The following is a 17,922-nucleotide window of genomic DNA, read 5'->3' as shown; positions in this document are numbered from 1 at the left end:
ATGCTCTGCGCGCGCGGCCGGATGACCGGCAGCTCCGCGAGCAGTTCGGCGAGCATCTCGCCGAGGCCAGCGCCCGCCGCGAGAAGCTCGCTTCCCAGATGGCGATGGCTGACGACTTCCTCACGCAACTCAGGGCGATCTGAGTCGCGTGCCACCCGTGCGGAAAAATCTTCGTGACCAAACCGTTGCATTCGTTACCTCGCCGTTATATGGTGATTCCACGGTGAATGTTTGCTGTGGCATCCACCGCATGTGATTGCAGGACACTCTTGGTGCAAGGGACAAGGGCCGGTCGGATGCCTCTCCGACCGGCCCTCACTGCGTCGGCATCCGCTCGTCCTCGACGTCGCCGGCCGCCAGTACGCTGTTCTGCATGACCGATCGCCAGCTCGCCCTCGAAGCGTGGGAGAGTCTGTTCCGCGCGCAGCATGAGCTGATGACGGCCATGTCGTCCGACTTCGACCAGTCCACCGTCACCGAGGCGGAGTACGACGTGCTGCTGACCGTCACCCGCGCCCCTGGCATGGCCGCGCGTCTGCGCGACATCACTTCGAACATGCTCATCAGCCAGCCGAGCGTGTCGCGGCTGGTCGATCGGATGGTGGCGCGGGGGCTGGTCACGAAGGCCTCTGACCCGCAGGACGGGCGCGGGGCGGTGATCACCGCGACGGATGCCGGAGCGCGCGCCTTCCGGCAGGTCGCCACCGTCCACGGACGCTCGATCGCGGAGCACATGTCGCGCCTGACCGACGATGAGCTGCGGACCCTCCTCGAGCTCACCGAGAAGCTGCGCCGGCAGTAGCCCTCCGGACCCCCGACGAGTCCACGGCGCCACCCGCCGACAGGGGTTATCTGGCAGGGTGGATCCCGGACCGCCTCGGGGGGGCGGAGAGGGAGGTCATCAATGGAGATCGCAGGAGTCATCGGCATCCTGGTCATCATCGGAATCGCCGTGCTGGCGGCGGTCGTCGTCGCACTGATCATGCTGCTGTTCGCGCGCAGCTGGATCAAGGTCGCCCGTGCCGACGAGGCACTGGTCATCTCGGGACGCAAGCAGAAGGTGCAGCGCGCGGTCGTCTCCGCCGACGGCACCACCAGCTCCGAGATGTCGGAGTCGCCGGTCACCGTGATCGTCAACGGCAAGTCGCTGGTCAACCCGATCACGCAGCGTCACGAGATCATCTCGCTGCGCTCACGCCAGGTGTCGCTGAACGCCGAAGCGCAGTCGCTCGACAGCGTGACCCTCAACGTCGACGGCGTCGCGATCGTCAAGATCGGCTCCGACCCGCTGTATGTCCGCCGAGCCGCCGAGCGCTTCGCCTCGCAGGACAAGGCCATCGAGCAGTTCACCACCGAGCAGCTCGAGGGCGCCCTCCGCGGCATCGTGGCGACCCTGTCGGTCGTCGAGCTGATGCGCGAGCGCAAGAAGTTCTCCGACCAGATCGCCGCCGACGTCTCGCAGGAGCTCGCTGAGCAGGGCCTCATCCTCGATTCGTTCCAGATCAAGGGCATCACCGACAAGGTCGGCTACATCCAGTCGCTGGGCGCTCCCGAGATCCAGGCGAAGCGTCAGGCCGCCGAGATCTCGCAGACCAACGCCGACCGTGCGATCAACCAGAAGAACATCGCCAACCAAGAGGCGAACCTCGTCGAGCAGACTGCGCTCGACACCAACACGGCGAACGCGAATGCCGGCATCGGCCGTGCACGTGCCGAAGCCGAGCAGGCCGAGCACCTCGCCCGCGCCCAGGCCGAGCAGGCAGTTCTTCAGCAGCAGGCCGAGAACAAGCAGGCGCAGCTGGATGCCGATGTGAAGCGCGTCGCGGACGCGCAGCGCTACGAGGCCGAGACCCGCGCCCAGGCCGAGCTCTTCACCCGCGAGAAATCCGCCGAGGCGGCGGCCATCGAGCAGGTCAAGCAGGCCGAGGCACGCACCCGCATTGCCGAGCAGCAGGCTCAGGCCGACCGTGCACGCGCTGCCGGAGAGGCCGCCGCCGCCGAGGCGAAGGCCACCGGTGAGGCGAATGCGCTGCGAGCCCTGGCCGAGGCCGAATCCGAAGCCCGCCGGCTGCGCGCGAACGCCGAAGCCGACGCCATCCGCGCCGAGGGTGAGGCCCGCGCCGCAGCCGTCGAGGCGGAAGCGAAGGCGATCGCCTCGAACCAGGAGGCCTTCCTGTCGCAGCGCGTGCTCGAGGTGCTGCCGTCGATCATGGCGGAGTTCTCGAAGGGCTACTCGACGATCGGCAACGTGTCGATCATCGGAAGCGCCGGCGAGGACGGCGCTTCCAGCGTGGTCGGCGGCGACAGCGCCGTCGCCATGCGCTCGGTCTTCGACAGCGTGAGCGCAGCCACCGGCATCGACCTGGCCGCGATCATGCAGGGTCAGGCCGTCGGACGGGGCATCGGCACCGCACTCGCCGAGACGGCGGACGACTGAGCTCCGACCACCTCGTCGGCGCAACGCCGCAGATCTGCACAACTCCGCACCGGAACACCGGGATCGATGCGAGACAGTGCAGATCTGCGAGGTTGAGCGGCGGCCCGCGTCAGCACTCGATGACGTTGACCGCGAGACCGCCCTCGCTGGTCTCCTTGTACTTGGTCGACATGTCCAGTCCGGTCTGCCGCATGGTCTCCACCACAGCATCCAGCGAGACATAGTGGCGTCCGTCGCCGCGCAGGGCGAGACGTGCCGCGGTCACGGCCGTCGACGCGGCGATCGCGTTTCGCTCGATGCACGGAATCTGCACGAGCCCGCCGATCGGGTCGCAGGTGAGGCCGAGGTGATGCTCCATGGCGATCTCGGCGGCGTTCTCGATCTGCCGGTTCGTGCCGCCCATCACCGCGGTCAACCCGCCGGCCGCCATCGCGCAGGCGGAGCCGACCTCGGCCTGGCATCCGCCCTCGGCACCCGAGATCGACGCGTTCGCCTTGAACAGCGACCCGAGCGCGGTCGCGGTGAGCAGGAACCGCCGGATGCCGCGCCGCCGATTCGCCTCGGCGATCTCGTCCGGGCCCTTCGACAAGCTCAGGGACCCACCGGCGTCGTCCACGTCCGCCGCTGCGCCGCTGAACCCGAGCAGTGCGCTGCCGACGAGCTCCCCGTACGGGGTGACCGCGTTCCCCGCACCCAGACCGGAGTCGGCGAGGAACCGCCACCAGTACATCGCCACGGCGGGCAGGATGCCGGCTGCACCGTTCGTGGGAGCCGTGACGACTCGCCCGCCCGCGGCGTTCTCCTCGTTCACGGCGAGCGCGAACGCGCCGAGCCACTCCCCCGGCAGCTCGCGGTGCCCTTCGGTCTCGGCAGCCTCGAGCTGCGCGCGGATGTCGGACGCGCGGCGCTTCACTTTCAGGATGCCGGGCAGCGTGCCCTCGGCGTGCAAGCCGGCGTCCACGCACGATGCCATGGCGTCCCAGATAGCGTCGAGCCCGGCGGCGATCTCCGCCTCGCTCCGGTACGCCATCTCGTTCATGCGGGCGAGCTCGGCGATCGACAGGCCGTGCTCGTCGCAGAGCTCCAGCAGCGACGCCGCGTCATCGTACGGGTAGGGCATGCGCCCCTTCGCTACCTGGGTCTCCTCGCCGTCCCGGCGGATGAATCCGCCGCCGATCGAGTAGTAGGTCTCCTCCCCAAGCGCGGCGCCACCGGCATCCCTCGCTCTCAGCGTCATCGCGTTCGGGTGCCCGGGCAGGCGCGTGCGCGGCACCAGCTGGATGTCGTCTTTCGCGAACGCGATCGGATGGATGCCGCCGAGCAGCAGTAGCCGTCCTTCCGTCCAGGCCGTCCAGGCGTGGCGCACGTCGTCGGGGTCGCACGTCTCCGGCTCCAGCCCCTGCAGGCCCGCGACGACCGCATCCGGTGTGCCGTGTCCGAGCCCGGTGGCGCCGAGGGAACCGTAGAGATCGCAGGTGACGCGCGCGACCCGGTCGAGGATGCCGGTGGCCCCGAGCCGTGCGGCGAAATCGAGGCCGGCCCGCATCGGCCCGACGGTGTGGGAGCTCGACGGCCCTACTCCGATGGAGAAGAGGTCGAAGGCCGAGACGTACGCAGTCACGACTCCAGCCTATGGCGCGAAGACCCGGCTGACGCGTGTGCACGATAGCCTGGACTGACGAATCCCGCACCGGAGGGCGGGTCGACACCTCGTCGACGGAGTGAGGAGAGTGCGTGCCGGCGCCCATGAACCGAGTGCTGTCGATCGCCGTCGTCGACGACAGCCCCTCTGACCGCCAGCGCTTGATCGCCCTGGTCCGAGCATACGAGGCTGACAGCGCTCTCACCCTGCGCATCGTCGAGTTCGAGGACGGCGCTGCGCTGGTGGAGAACTATCAACCCGATTACGACGTCATCCTGCTCGACATCCAGATGGGCGGAATCGACGGAATGCGGGCGGCGGCGGCGATCCGTGAGGTCGACACCTCAGTCATCATCATCTTCGCGACCAAAACCGCCCAGTACGCGGTCACGGGTTACTCGGTGCAGGCACTGAGCTATCTGCTCAAGCCTGTCACTCCCTTCGCATTGGCGAACGAACTGAACCGCAGCCTCGCCCTGCTGCAACGGCGGGAGCGGGAGTCGGTGCTCGTCGGATCTCGCTCGGCGCCGCGGCGCATCGACCTGGCCGAGATCATCTACATCGAGAGCCGCCGCCACCTGCTGCTCGTGCATTCCGCGTCGGGCACCGTCACCTTCCATGCCACTCTGAAGGAGTACGAGGACCTTCTCGGCGACCGGAACTTCTACCGTTCGAACAGCAGCTATCTGCTCAATCTCATGCATGTGGTCGCGATCGACGGCGACGACAGCGTGATGTCGAACGGACAGTCGCTGAAGATCAGCCGGTCGCGCAAGAAGGGCCTGCTGGAGGCGTTGACCGACTACATCGGCGGACGTCTGGTATGACCCTCGACGCCCTCCCCGACATCCCCCGCTGGTACACCGGACTGTCCGAGTGGGCCGCCGCGCTCGTATACATCTCACTGATGCGTCGGCGGGTGCACGGCGTGCGGTTCCTGCTGATCGCCGCCGCCGCGCTGGCGGCGTTGATCGGCATGCAGCTGCTGGCCGGAATGCTGCCGATCTCGCTCTGGGTGCCCGGCATGGCGATGGCCACGCTGCTGATGTTCGGCTTCATCGCGATGTGCGCCGACGTGCCGCTGGCAGGGGCCGGGTATCTCACCGCTCGCGCGTTCGTTCTCGCCGAGCTCGTCGCGTCATTGGAATGGCAGCTGTGGGTGCACTGGATGCCGGAGGAGCCGACCCTCAAGCACGGACTCGGCACCTTCCTCGCGAGCCTTGCGCTGCTCGCCGTGGCGTACGGCGTCGGCTTCGGTACCACGCGCTTCGCGGAGCGGCGCAACTTCCCACCGAACGACGACCTCCACGTCGGCCGCGCGTCGCTGATCAGCACGATCGCCATCACGGGGGCGACGTTCCTGGTCAGCAACATGAGCTTCGCGGTGTCGAACACTCCGTTCAGCGGCACGGGAGCCCTGGACATCTTCTACATCCGCACGCTCGTCGATCTGGCCGGGTTCGTCGCGCTGTTCTCACAGCAGAGCCACCGCAGTCAGGTGCGTCGCGCTATGGAGCTCGCCGAGACGCAGCTGGTGATGCAGCACCAACACGAGCAGTACCTGCAGTCCAAGCGCAACATCGACGAGCTGAACCGCATGCACCACGATCTGCAGTATTACGTCTCGGCGATCCGAGCCGAGGAATCCGCCGCGCGGCGCTCGGAGTATCTGACGGAGCTGGAGTCGACGATCCGCGGCTATGAGACTGAGATCAAGACCGGGCACCGCTTCCTCGACATCATCCTCAGCTCGAAGATGGAGAGGTGCCTGCAGCACGGGACGTCGATGACGAACGTGGTCGACGGTGCGGCGCTGGAGTTCGTCGACCTTCCCCGGCTCAGCGTGCTGTTCGGCAACGCTCTCGACAACGCGATCGAGGCGTGCGCACAGATCGCCGATCAGGATCGGCGCATCATCAAGGTGTCCGCCTTCCAGCAGCGCGACTTCGTCATGATCCGGATCGAGAACTTCTGGGACCGGGAGGTCGACTTCGTGCACGGCATCCCCCGCACCACGAAGGCCGATCGGCACCGGCATGGCTACGGGACGGGGAACATGCGCAGAGTCGTCGAGTCCCTCGGCGGATCCATCACGTTCAGCGTGGAGGCGAGCTGGTTCCGGGTCCGCATCCTCATCCCCACGGCCCCGAGGTCGTCCGCCGGTGACGCCGCCCCGCAGCCGGTATCGGTCGTCGCGGGGATGGCGGCAACGGATCAGTTGTAGCCGACGAGGATCTTCGACAGGTGGTAGCCGATGCGCATGCCGGCTTCCGCGAGTCTGCCCGACCGGCACACCACCATCCCGATCGGCGGCCGGCGCATGTCGTGCCCGAGCACCGGGCCGATCTCGTCGATGCGCCGCCAGAGCTCGCTCTTCTTGGACAGCGCTTCGCGGGTGCCGTGCCGCACGAGCAGAACCGAGGACACCGCCGTGACGAGGGTCGCGTACCGGGTCATGTACCGGTCGAGCTTCGGCGGCAGTGCCTCCGACTCTCGGATGCCTGCGAGATGACGGACCATGAGAAGGTTCACGCCGATCTGCTGGTCGATCCTGCCGATCATGACCGACTCGTTGACCGACTGGTCAGCGCGGCCGATGAAGTATCGGTACAGATCGACATCGAGATACCGCAGCCGGCGCACATGTGCGAGCGGGACGAACGCGAAATAGTTGTCGACGTAGAAGCTGCGTTCAGGGACGTGCAACCCGCAGTCCCGCAGCATCTCGGTGCGGTAGATCATCGAGTGCATCAGCATGTACTGCCAGATCCAGAACCGACGCACGGTGTCCCAGGACAGATCCCGGTTCCGAGGGAGCGCCCGGCGGTAGTGCACCGAACGCTTGATCCGCTTGCCCTGCTTCTCGTACACGAAGTTCGTCACCAGCAGGTCGAGAGGCTGCGGCGCTGCGCGCTCCGCTCGCAACTCTGACATGACACGGGCGAAGGCGCCCTGCTCGAGCCAGTCGTCGCTATCCACGACTTTGAAGAACTCACCGCGAGCATGGGTCAGGCCGGTGTTGATCGCGGCGCCGTGCCCGCCGTTGGGCTGATGCACGACGCGCACTCGCCCGGGTCGCCGCTCGGCGTACTCGTCGGCTATGGATGCCGTACCGTCGCTGGAGCCGTCGTTCACGATGAGGACCTCGACGTCGCCGAAGTCCGGTCTCAGCAGCGATTCGATGCACCGCCGCATGTAGACCTCGGAGTTGTAGCAGGGTACGACGACCGAGAGGGTCGGGGAGGTCATGCTGTCACTGAGCTCGGCGTCTCCTGGTCCTCAGGAACGCGTTTGAAGATGATCTTGAAGATGGGGAAGAAGATCCAGAATGAGATGGCGCTGTTGATGATCATCGTGATGATGTCAGCGATGGTGCCGCCGGTAGCGCCGAGCCCCCAGCCGTCCATGAGCAGGTCGTAGATCGGCGCCTTGTAGAACCCCTGCGCCGCCGCGGCCGCGAATGTGATGGCGACGTACGCGACGAAGTACCAGAACGCTGCCACCCCGATACTCGTGTTCGACTTGAAGGTGACGCTGCGCTGGGCGAAGAAGTTGATCACCTGGGCGATCAGGATCGTGATCTGCACCGCAAGGAAGTATGCCAGCCCGCCTCCGCCGGCTGGCAGCGGACCTGCGGCGTAGTCGAACATGAAGTACGCGGACTGGCCGTCTGCAGCCGTGCCGACGGGCAGCACGCGAAAGTCGACATCGACGAGCGAGGTCTGGTTGAAGAGCGCCTTGAACAGGGGCATGAGCACGAGCTGCAGCACGGTTACGCCGTTGCTGAGGATGAAGAACATGATGAACTGGGCGCCGGTCTGGTGCTTCTCTTCGAAGCTGACCCATTTCCGGCGGATGCTGGTGAACACTACTGCTTGTCGCCTTCTGTCAGGGGGGAGCCCGCGCCGGTGGCGAGCGCCGTGAATTCACGGTCTGTGGCGGCATGCCGTCGTCGATTCGCGAAGAACGCGGACACGAGTCCGACCAACCCGCGCGCGACACAGCCGTTGACGATCATGAGGATGCGGTCGACCATGGCCATGTCGGCGAGGCCGCCACTCATCTTCGCGATCGCCCGGAACGGCATCCCGTACTGGAAGAGGAGGTTGAGGTCGGGTGCGCCCTTCGCCTCCGCACGGCGGAAACTGCGCTGGAAGTACTGGGAGTAGATCAGGCGTCCAAGAAGGCCGGGCGCGTGACGCAGGTCGGACAGCGGGGAGTTCAGTCCCAGCGTCTTCCTTGCCGGAGTCAACCTGGGCGGTTCGATGTCGCGGCCCAGCAGACTGCGGAAGTCGGCTGGACGCACGTCGTGCACTCGCGCCTCGGCATACGCCGGGATGCCGAGAACGGCTGCGGGTGCGGGTGCCTCGTCGCCGGCGATGACGACGGTGCCGTGCAATGGCCTGTCTTCGGCGTTGCGGCCGATCCACACCTCGTAGGCCCCCGCGATCGTCAGCCAACGCTCATCGGCCGCGGAGAACGACCGGAAGGTGTAGCGATCGAACGGGATGGTGACCGTGGCGCTCTCACCGGGCTCGAGGTGCACCTTGCGGAATCCCTTCAGCTCCAGGGCCGGGCGAAGCAGGGCGGCTGCCGCCTCCGCGGCGGGCCCGATGTAGAGCTGCGGGACGTCCGCTCCGGCGACATCACCGACGTTGCGGACCGTGAAGGTCGCCGCGTCAACCTGCACGCGCAGGTCGGAGTACTCGAAGCGGGTGTAGCTGAGGCCGTAGCCGAAGGGGAAGAGGACGGGCCTCTGCGCCGTGGCGTAGTAGCGGTATCCGATGAAAGGTCCCTCGAAGTAGAGCGCGTCCCGCCGCGTCTCGGGGAACCGGTCGGCGGTGGGGGTGTCGGCAAGATCAAGCGGGTAGCTCTCGGCGAGCCGCCCGGATGGGTTCACCTGCCCCGTGATGGCGCGAACCATGGCCGGTGCTCCCGCCTGCCCGCCCAGGTAACCGTGCAGCACCGCGCGACAGTGCTGCAGCCAGGGCATCGCGACGGCGGAGCCCACGGAGAGCACCACCACAATGTTCTGGTTGGCCGCCGACAGTTCTTCGAGCAGACGGACCTGCGCAGGTGCCAGGTCGAGGTGGTCCCGGTCCTTGCCCTCGCTCTCGGCGATCTCGTCAAGGCCGAGATACAGGAGCACGACTTCCGCGCGCCGGGCGGCCTCCGCCGCGCGGGCCATGAGTTCCGGTGCGGGTGGCGCCCCGTGGGCGAAGCCGGGCTCGAATGCGATGACGTCCAGGTCGGAGTCACCGAGCGCGCCCATCGCGGTGTGCAGACGCGTCGGCTTCACCAGCGAAGAGCCGGCGCCCTGATACCGCGGCGTGCGCGCGAACTCGCCGATGACGGCGACCTTCGTTCCCGGGGAGAGCGGAAGCAGCCCCTCGTCATTCTTGAGCAGCACGACGCTCTGTTCCGCGGCGTGCTGCGCGAGCGCGTCGTGCTCGGTGAAGATGTCGCCGTTGGTCGCCACTGGACTGATCCGCTCGGCCAGCCGCACAGCTTCACCGACCCGGGCGTCGAGAGCCGCTTGGTCGACGGCGGGCGAGGCAAGGATCTGGCGAACCGAGTCGAAGCCGGGTGAAGGCATTTCGATGGTGCCGCCGGCGGCGATCGCGGCGACCGGATCGTTGCCGCCGCCCCAGTCCGTGACGACCGCGCCGTCGAAACCCCACTCGTCGCGGAGGATGTCCTGCAGCAGGTGGGCGTTCTCATGGGCGTAGGTGCCGTTGATGAGGTTGTAGCTGCTCATGATCGACAGCGGTGCCGCGTCTCGGACGACCATCTCGAATGCCGTCAGGTAGATCTCGCGGAGTGTGGTCTCGTCGACCACCGAGTTGCTCGTCATCCGCCGGGTCTCCTGGCTGTTGACAGCGAAGTGCTTGGGACAGGCGGCCACCCCGGCGGACTGGATGCCGCGGACGAAGGAGCCGCCGAGGCGTCCGGTCAGGTACGGGTCCTCGGAGAAGTACTCGAAATTGCGGCCGCACAGCGGGCTGCGCTTGATGTTCAGCCCTGGACCGAGCAGTACGTCGACACCGAGAAGCGCGGCCTCGCGCCCGAGGGCGGCGCCGATACGTTCGCCCAGCTCGGGATCCCAACTGTTGGCGATCGTGGCCGCGGTGGGGAAGCAGGTGGAGGGCTGCGATTCGTTGAGCCCGAGATGGTCGGCCGAGCCGATCTGTTTGCGGACTCCGTGGGGGCCATCCGACATGAACAGCGATCGCACGCCGATTCGCGGCACGGCACGCGTCTGCCACGTGTTCTGTCCGCTGAGCAGCGATGCCTTCTCCAGCGGGGACAGGGCGGCGACGACATCCGCCGTCGGGTTGGGATCGCTCACCGGGGCTACTCCTTCTGTGAGTGCGATATCTGTTCTACGAGGTCGCCGGCACGATCCGTCCGTGCCGGCGACCTGCGGTCACTTCTTGTCGGCCTCTGAGATGTTGCCGTCCTGGTCCATCTGCCAGACCTTGCCGGTCTCTGCCGAGGTGGCCGTCACGACGAACTTGCCGTCCTCGATCTGAATGGTGGAGATGTACTTCTCCACCGCTTCGGACGGGTAGTACGGCATGACCCACAGACCGTACTTCTGGGTCGGCTGCTTGACATCCGATGCGAGCATGATCTGATCAAGGTCGCCGACTTCGGCGATCTGGTCGTTGACGATCTTCACGCCCTCGCTCAGGTCAGCGATGAACGCCTCGCTCTCCTGGCCAGCGCCCTGCTGCGAGCTGCCCGGTCCGCTCGGACTGTTGGCGCCGTCTCCACCGCAGGCGCTCAGGCCGAGCATCCCAGCGGCGACGAGGGCGACGACCGCCCCAGCGCGGATGAACGTGGTCTTCATGGGGTTCTCCTTCGTTTGATCACAGTGATGCCGGGGCATGCAGCCCCGGCATCACTGCATCGCTCATTTGATCGGCTTGCCGTCCGCATCGAGCCCGAACCCGAACTCGTAAGCGTTGCCCGCGGAATCGACGTACGGTTCAGTGTCCCCCGACACGTCCTCGAGGGACGCCTCGACGGTCTTCATGTTCGCGGGGAACGTCATCGGCAGGCGACCGCTCGGACCGTCGTGCAGACCGAGGGCCACCTCGATCAGCGCGGCGTCACTGATGTCGAATCCGACGACGATCGCATCGGAGGCCGCCTCGAACTCGCTGGGGACCAGGGGCCTCTGAGCCTTCATCGCGGTGATCACCGGGATATCAGCACCGCTGTCCCGCACTGCAGCGACAGCACGCTCCAGCGCATCGAGGTCACCCTCGTTGATGGTCTTCGCGGTCTTGCCGTAGTAGGAGCGGTTCTCCTTGCTGCCATCGGGCAGAACGTTTCCTGCGATGGAAGCCTTGCGCACCGAGTCGGAGTCGGCCGTGTAGGGACGGTACTGGAGAGAGATCGGCAGGTACTCGCCCGTCTCGGAGTTGTAGCCGGCGAACTCGGTGTCGGGGTTCTCCATGCCGACAAGGACGAGATCCACGTCTGACAGATCCGGGGCCGTGAAACCGACCACGTTTCCCTTGTCATCCAGCACCTCTGTGTCGGTGACCACCTTGGCGAAGTACTCCTCGGCCGCTTCGGCGTCGAGGCTCAGCGTGGTCTCACGCTCCTCACCACGACCGAGGATCCCGGCGCGCGCGTACCCGTATGTGCTCGGAATGTAGACAGTCTTGTCGGACCAGTCCTTGAGCTGGGAGCCGTAGGCGATCGCCTCCTCCTTGTTCTTGAGCACGACCACTGAGTGCTTCTGCGCCTCGAAGCCCGCCGCGAACTTGTCCTTACTTCCGGCGACCTTCTTCGACTCCTCGAGATCGAGGAACGGATTCTCGTAGAGACCTGAGGAGAAGATGACGTTCAAGATGCGCTCGGCGCTCTGGACGAATCGTGCGTCGGCGTCGATCTCCAGGTCTCCGGCCTCGAATGCCTTCTGCCAAAGGTCGTGAGCGGCCAGGACCGGCGCGACCTCGGTGTTGCCACCGAACATGTCGTTACCGGCCGCCAGCACGCGGAAGTGACGCTCCTCGACCGTGAGGTCCTCAGTGCCCCAGTTCGTGTACCAGTCGTCGCCCTCGCCGGCGGTGACACCCCAGTCGGTCATGATCACGCCCTGGTAGTCGTTCTCGACACGCAGGATGTCGATTAGCTCCTTGGAGAAGGCGCCGCCCACCAGTTCATCACCGTGCAGCGGCGCGCCGGTGCCATCCACCACGATCGAGTAGGTCACCATCGCGCCCATGGCGTCAAGCGATCCGAGGAACGGCTTGAGGTGCTGTTCGTAGCTGTTCCCGGGAAAGACCGCGAACTTGCCCGAGTCGTAGTACGAGACCCTGCCGCCTTCGCCGGCTGCGTCCCCGGCGAAGTGCTTGATCGTGGTCGATATCGGCACGCCGTCGCCGTCGGTGCTCGTCTGGAAACCTTCGACATAGGCCGCGGTCATGGCCGCGGAAAGCTCCGGGTCTTCCCCGAATGTTCCGTTGTTGCGCGACCAACGCGGGTCTGACGCGACGTCGACCTGCGGGCCGAGGATGTTGGTGATCCCGAGCGCGCGATACTCCTGGCCCGCCAGTTCGGCGAACTTGCGGGTGACCTCAGGATCGAAGGTGGCTGCCAGCCCCAGGTTGCCTGGCCACTGCGAGATGTCAGCGGTCGCGCTGCCGGAGTATCCTCCCGTCGCGTCCGAACGCGGATCGGTGCTGAAGTTGGCGGGGATGTAGGGAGTCTCGGCTGACGCCTGCGACTCCACGAACGCCTGCACCTCATTCGACCACTGCACGTTAGGCTCCACCGCGTTCGTGCCTGCGCTCAGGATCAGACGGAGGTTGTCGTCCCCGAGATACTTGCGCTGCACGTCGGTGAGGCCGTCTCCGGGTGCCCTCTCCGACGGGCTGAAGAGCATGAGCCCGGCGATCTGCTCGGTCGTGAGTTCCGGGGCGAGATCAGCTGCGCGTTCGGCCGGAGTCTTGCGCCAGTCCTCCCAGCCATCGAGCTTCTCGTTGCCGTTCATGTCCTTGAACGCGAAGGTGTTCTCCCCGCCCGTCTTCTCGATCAGCTCGAACCCGGAGTCCTTGCTCATCGAAAGGGTCTTCCCGTCCGCAGGGTTGGTAACGACGGTGAAGCTGGTCGTCCCGTCGCTCACCTCCTTCGTGGAGTAACTGTGCTGCTCCGGCGGCGTGCAACCGGCCAGAACCAGCGACAGACCTACCGCTAGCGCAGCGCTGACCATGATGGGTGACTTCTTCATCAACATCCCCATATCTTGTGTGGCGCACCGCCTGTAGCGGCGGCGCAAAGATCAATCTGTTTGTACGATTCCGGTGAGCTTCAGGGCCGGGTACGGCTCACGCTATGGTCGCCCGTCATATGGTTCTGACTGCCGCGCATGATCGGCGGTTTTCACCGCACGATCCGTCGGAGCACCTGGCTCCCGGACGATCGGTCAGAACTCGGAGGGTTCTTCTCCCACCGCTCGGACCGTGAAAGTGCCGTCCTTGTAAGTCACGGTCGAGATGCTGGCGTTGCCGATGCCGGCGATCTCCAGCTCGGGCGAGAGCAGGTGAAGGAGGGTGCCGATGGCACCGCCGTGCGAGACGACGAGGACATTGCCACCCGGATGCTTCTTGGCGGTGTTCTCGATGACGCCGATCGCGTCTGAAAGCCTCGCCTGGTAGGCATCCCAGTCCTCGGCGTAGCCAGATTCATCCGTGCTCGCGATGGTGTCCATGATGGCTTCCTCGCTGACGGACCCGTACCACTCGAGTGCGCTGGGGTCGCTCCAGAAGTCCTGATTTGCTACGTCCCCCGTGAACGGGTAGCCCATCTGCTCCATGATCGGGACCCACATGTCGATGTCCTTCATGCCGTCGTATCCCCCGTAGTGCTGCTCTCGGAGCTCGTGCACCCCCGTGATCTCGACGGGCTCCTCGTTCACGTCGACGATGGTCTCAGCTGTGTCGAGCGCACGCCCGAGGTCGCTGCTGAGCACGGCATCGAACGACACATCGGCGAGCGCCTTCCCCGCCGCGTTCGCCTGCTCCTCACCCTTCTCCGTGAGGAACGAATCAGACCATCCGGAGACGATGCTCTGCACGTTGAACCAGGTCTCGCCGTGGCGTACGACGTAGATCGTCGTCTCTGCCGCAGGGTCGGCCGCGGTGGGCTCAGGTGCGCTCGTCTGTCCGCATCCGATCAACGCGACCGAACTAGCGACGATCACGGACAGGGCGATGGTGCGCCAACTCTTCATTTCTGCTCCTTTGCAGGGCGGGTATCGGCGCGCCGGTGTGATGTCAAGGCCGGCGCTTCTCCTCACGCTACGAGCGGCCGTCATGAGGATCGGATGATCCCGCACGTTCAGCGCGTTTTCTCGCATGGTCCGCCTCACACGATCCCGCCGTCGGATCCTGCGCCTCTGTGCAAGCCGGAACCGGAAGCGCCGAAGCGGCATCCGAGACGTGCTCGGATGCCGCTTCGATGCCATACCCGCCCATATCACTCCTGGGCAGGAGCCTCGTGCCTGCCTCGGTGCCTACGCACCCGACGAACGACGAGGAAGACGCCCAGCGCGATCAGGAGAGCCACCAGAATGCTCCCGATCACCTGCGCGTAGCGCCACATCGGGGGTTCGAACGAGACCGTGGAACCGGGCGCAAGCCCGTTCATGGCATTCGAGTTCGCGACGGCGTACAGGATGTTATGGGTCGCCTTCCGAATGTTCTGCTGCGCCTCCGGCGAGGAGGTGTCCTCGAAGGACTTCGACGGCGCGAAGGCGAGCGTGAGATCGGTCCCTGCGGCGATACTCTGATTCGGGTGCATGTACCGGTACAGGTTGAAGTCCGAGATCGCGAACCCTTCGAAGCCCCACTCTCCGCGCAGAACGTTCTGCATCAGAGGCACCGAGCCGCCTGCCCACGTCGCGCCGATTCGGTTGAAGGAACTCATGACGGCGGTGGAGCCGACGGTCGTCTCCTTGAGCGTGCCGTTGTCGTCCTTGATGAAGGAGACCGGCATCTCGATGTTCTTCACCGCCATCTCGAACGGCTTCAGGTAGATCTCGCGAATCACCTGCTCGTTGGCCCAGACGGCGATGCCGTTGTTGACGCGGTTCGTCTCCTGGTCGTTCAGCGCGAAGTGCTTGAGGGTGGTGTAGAGCCCCTTCGACGCAGCGCCGTTCGACGTAGCGAGACCCATCGCGCCGGACAGCAGGGGGTCTTCCGAGTAATACTCGAAGTTGCGACCGCCGAAAGGCGACCGGTGCAGGTTCATCGCCGGGGCGTACCAGCCGCTGACGTCCTTCATCAGCGCTTCGTTTCCGAGCATCGCACCCATGCGCTGAGCGAGCTCGACATTCCAGGTCTGTGCGATCAGGAATTCGGTCGGATACGCCACGCCATTGATCGACGCGTTGATGAATGAGGAGAACCCGGCCGGACCGTCCAACTCGGTCGTCTGCGGCTTGGCGATCGACAGCAGCGCACCGGTCTGGTAGGCGCCGTTGAGCAGCGTCGTCGACATCTCATCGATGGTGAGGGCGTCCAGCAACTCGTCCCACTTCGGGTCGTCCATCGGGAGGCCGCGCAGATCGACGAGCGTCAGGTCGGTGTCCCGACCGGTCGCCGGTGCCTCGGCATCCGACTTCTCCGCCTCCGTGTCCGGGTCGTAGGGTGCGAACCCGGCAGCGATGTCCTCGTTCGCGGTCAGCAGGTCCTCGGTCGGGGCGGTCGGGAAAGTGCCCTTGAGGTCAGCCCGTGACATGTTGAGGATCTTGCCCTTCTCGGGCTCATCTGTGAACATCGCCGAGACGTCGTCGAACTGGTTCGTCACCTCGGCACGGTCGCTCGCACGCTTGTCATCGCCGGCGTAGACGACGGTTTCGGCCACGCTGTACACGATCGGTGCGATGCCCTCGGCGGGTGTGTGCGAGTCGGTGCGCAAGCTGAGACGGTACTCGCCGGCATCAAGCACGTAGGCTCGTGCGTCCTCGTAGTCATACGACGTCATGTCCTCGACCGCGAACTCGATGGTCACCGTCTCGGAGGCACCGGGAGCGAGCAGGCCGGTCTTGGCGAACCCGCCGAGCACCACAGCGGACTTCTCGATTCCGCCGGGTGTGTACGGCGGGGTGTAGAAGAGCTCGACGACGTCCTTGCCGGGCGTTGACCCGGTGTTGGTCACGGTGACGTCGACAGAGATCGTGCCGTCGACCTCGCCGAGCTGCTGACCGGCCAGCTGCCACGTGAAGTCGGTGTAGCTGAGCCCATACCCGAACGGGTACACGACAGCATCCTCGTACGAGATGAAGCCTTCCGCGGCGGCAGTCTCGTAGTAGCGGTAACCGACGTAGATGCCCTCCTGGTAATTGACGAAGGGTGCTTCGGGAGTCACTGTGGCGTTCGAAGCGACCGACTCAAGGGCGGAAGCGGGGTACTCGACCTCGAGACCCTCGTAGATGAAGTCGCCGAAGTTCACGAAGCTGGGGTCGGCGGTGAAGTCGGCGGCCCAGGTGTCGACCGTGCGTCCGGACGGGTTAGTCTCCCCGGTGAGGACCTGCCCCACAGCGTTGAAGCCGGTGGCGCCGGGAGACCCGATCAGCAGGATGCCGTCGATTGCGGGGTCGTTCTCCACGATGCCGAGCTCGAGCGTCGTCGACGCGTTGATGAGCACGATGACGGTGTCGAAGTTCTCGGTCGCCAGCGCGAGAAGATCCTTCTCGTCTTTGTTCAGCTCGAGCTGGTGCTGTCCCGGCGCGGCGTTGTCGTCCCAGCCGTTCATGTCCTGCGTGAGGTCTCCGCCTTCACCGCCAGGTCGGCCGATGTACACCACGGCCGCGTCGGAATACTCCTGGAACGACCCAGCGACGGCCTGGTATTGTGCGACCGGCATCTCGCCGATCTGGTAGGTGGACACGTCGGGCTTGTCCATCTCGATGAAGCCGCGCGGGTTCTCCGAGGCGAATGCCGAGATCGCGTCGAACGTTTGCGGGTTCACTTGGAATCCGGCGTTCTCGAGCCCCTGCCGGGGTGTCACAGCGGTGGAGGTGTCGACCGATCCCGAACCGGACCCGCCGTAGACGGGGTCGGCTGCGGCGCGGCCGAGCATGGTGATCTTCTGCCCGGCGGCGATCGGCAGCGCCGCGTCGTTGTTCTTGGCGAGCACGATGCCCTCGCCGGAGATCTCCTGGACGAGTTCCTTCGCCGCTGCGTCGACGTCCGCGATGGTGTCGTAGTCAGCTTTGTAGTACTCGGTGTCCCATTCGGCCGCGCTTGCCGGAGTGTCGATCGAGTAGGTGCCGCCGCCCAGTTGGGATGCCACCCAGTTGGAACCCACGTTCAGCCCGATGTTCAGCACCACGGTCAGCACGGTCAGCAGGGCGAACACCGGAACCCAGATGAACAAGAACTTCCGGTTGGTCATCGATTGCCGACGCGGTCGACTCTTCGCTGGGGACGCGTTCACGCTGGGCTCCTCATGGCTCGGGGACCGGCATCTCTGCCGTGGGCGCAGTACACGACGCCCCGGGATCCCGACCGGGGTCGGGGCGTCCAGTCAGCTGCGCGGTGGACATCGCCACGGTAGGCGGGCCATCGCGGTGAGGCGGCGCCGGTGGCACGATCGGTCGAAAATGTCGCATGGGTGGATAACAGCCAGAACCGGTGTGCCGGTCAGCCGTCGACGACGAAACCCCCGCCGCTTCCGCGACGGGGGTTTTCGACTTGCGCGCCCCGAGGGACTCGAACCCCCAACCTTCTGATCCGTAGTCAGATGCTCTATCCATTGAGCTAGGGGCGCACTGCCCGCTCAGCGGGCCAGGGAACAGCCTACAACAGGTTCACACACGATG

Annotated in this window: 12 protein-coding genes and 1 tRNA gene; 4 read left to right on the top strand and 9 right to left on the bottom strand. The window is 65.8% G+C overall.

Annotated features, from left to right (window positions below; all coding sequences use genetic code 11):
* Positions 1-373: 373 nt before the first annotated feature.
* Both RIN18_RS16020 and RIN18_RS16015 read left to right on the top strand, forming a co-directional pair.
* A complete protein-coding gene (locus RIN18_RS16020; RefSeq protein WP_309104990.1) occupies positions 374-802 on the top strand; it encodes a MarR family transcriptional regulator in 429 nt (142 codons plus the stop codon).
* Positions 803-904: 102 nt separating this feature from the next.
* Entirely contained in the window at positions 905-2,437 is a 1,533-nt protein-coding gene (locus tag RIN18_RS16015) for an SPFH domain-containing protein (RefSeq protein ID WP_309104989.1), read from the top strand.
* Between the two features lie 109 nt (positions 2,438-2,546).
* Here the strand turns inward: RIN18_RS16015 and RIN18_RS16010 are convergent, their stop codons facing one another.
* The gene (locus RIN18_RS16010) at positions 2,547-4,058 is read right to left on the bottom strand and encodes an L-serine ammonia-lyase, iron-sulfur-dependent, subunit alpha (protein ID WP_309104988.1); all 1,512 of its coding nucleotides are present in this window, start codon (positions 4,056-4,058) and stop codon (positions 2,547-2,549) included.
* Positions 4,059-4,171: 113 nt separating this feature from the next.
* Between RIN18_RS16010 and RIN18_RS16005 the strand changes: the two genes are divergently transcribed.
* Positions 4,172-4,906: a LytTR family DNA-binding domain-containing protein gene (locus RIN18_RS16005; RefSeq protein WP_309104987.1), complete on the top strand. Its 735-nt coding sequence runs from the start codon at positions 4,172-4,174 to the stop codon at positions 4,904-4,906.
* A complete protein-coding gene (locus RIN18_RS16000; protein WP_309104986.1) occupies positions 4,903-6,303 on the top strand; it encodes an ATP-binding protein in 1,401 nt (466 codons plus the stop codon). Before RIN18_RS16005 ends, RIN18_RS16000 begins: the two co-directional genes overlap by 4 nt.
* Here RIN18_RS16000 and RIN18_RS15995 read toward each other — a convergent pair.
* From RIN18_RS15995 to RIN18_RS15960, 8 genes are all read right to left on the bottom strand, one after another.
* A complete protein-coding gene (locus RIN18_RS15995) occupies positions 6,294-7,328 on the bottom strand; it encodes a glycosyltransferase family A protein (RefSeq protein WP_309104985.1) in 1,035 nt (344 codons plus the stop codon). The two genes, RIN18_RS16000 and RIN18_RS15995, sit on opposite strands and share 10 nt — an antisense overlap.
* The gene (locus RIN18_RS15990; protein WP_309104984.1) at positions 7,325-7,948 is read right to left on the bottom strand and encodes a hypothetical protein; all 624 of its coding nucleotides are present in this window, start codon (positions 7,946-7,948) and stop codon (positions 7,325-7,327) included. The genes RIN18_RS15995 and RIN18_RS15990 overlap by 4 nt, the downstream gene beginning before the upstream one ends.
* Positions 7,948-10,428 carry a glycoside hydrolase family 3 C-terminal domain-containing protein gene (locus tag RIN18_RS15985; protein WP_309104983.1) on the bottom strand — a complete coding sequence of 827 codons (2,481 nt, stop codon included), beginning with the start codon at positions 10,426-10,428 and terminating at the stop codon, positions 7,948-7,950. The genes RIN18_RS15990 and RIN18_RS15985 overlap by 1 nt, the downstream gene beginning before the upstream one ends.
* A 78-nt stretch (positions 10,429-10,506) precedes the next feature.
* A complete protein-coding gene (locus RIN18_RS15980; protein ID WP_309104982.1) occupies positions 10,507-10,932 on the bottom strand; it encodes a hypothetical protein in 426 nt (141 codons plus the stop codon).
* Positions 10,933-10,995: 63 nt separating this feature from the next.
* The gene (locus tag RIN18_RS15975; RefSeq protein ID WP_309104981.1) at positions 10,996-13,326 is read right to left on the bottom strand and encodes a glycoside hydrolase family 3 N-terminal domain-containing protein; all 2,331 of its coding nucleotides are present in this window, start codon (positions 13,324-13,326) and stop codon (positions 10,996-10,998) included.
* Positions 13,327-13,521: 195 nt separating this feature from the next.
* Complete coding sequence (locus RIN18_RS15970; protein ID WP_309104980.1) at positions 13,522-14,328, bottom strand: histidine phosphatase family protein; 807 nt, start codon at positions 14,326-14,328, stop codon at positions 13,522-13,524.
* Between the two features lie 245 nt (positions 14,329-14,573).
* A complete protein-coding gene (locus RIN18_RS15965) occupies positions 14,574-17,537 on the bottom strand; it encodes a glycoside hydrolase family 3 C-terminal domain-containing protein (RefSeq protein ID WP_309104979.1) in 2,964 nt (987 codons plus the stop codon).
* Positions 17,538-17,797: 260 nt separating this feature from the next.
* Positions 17,798-17,870, bottom strand: a tRNA-Arg gene (locus tag RIN18_RS15960).
* Between the last annotated feature and the right edge of the window lie 52 nt (positions 17,871-17,922).

This window comes from Microbacterium sp., from assembly GCF_031179285.1.
Lineage (GTDB): Bacteria > Actinomycetota > Actinomycetes > Actinomycetales > Microbacteriaceae > Microbacterium.
This window is presented reverse-complemented; position numbering and strand designations above follow the sequence as displayed.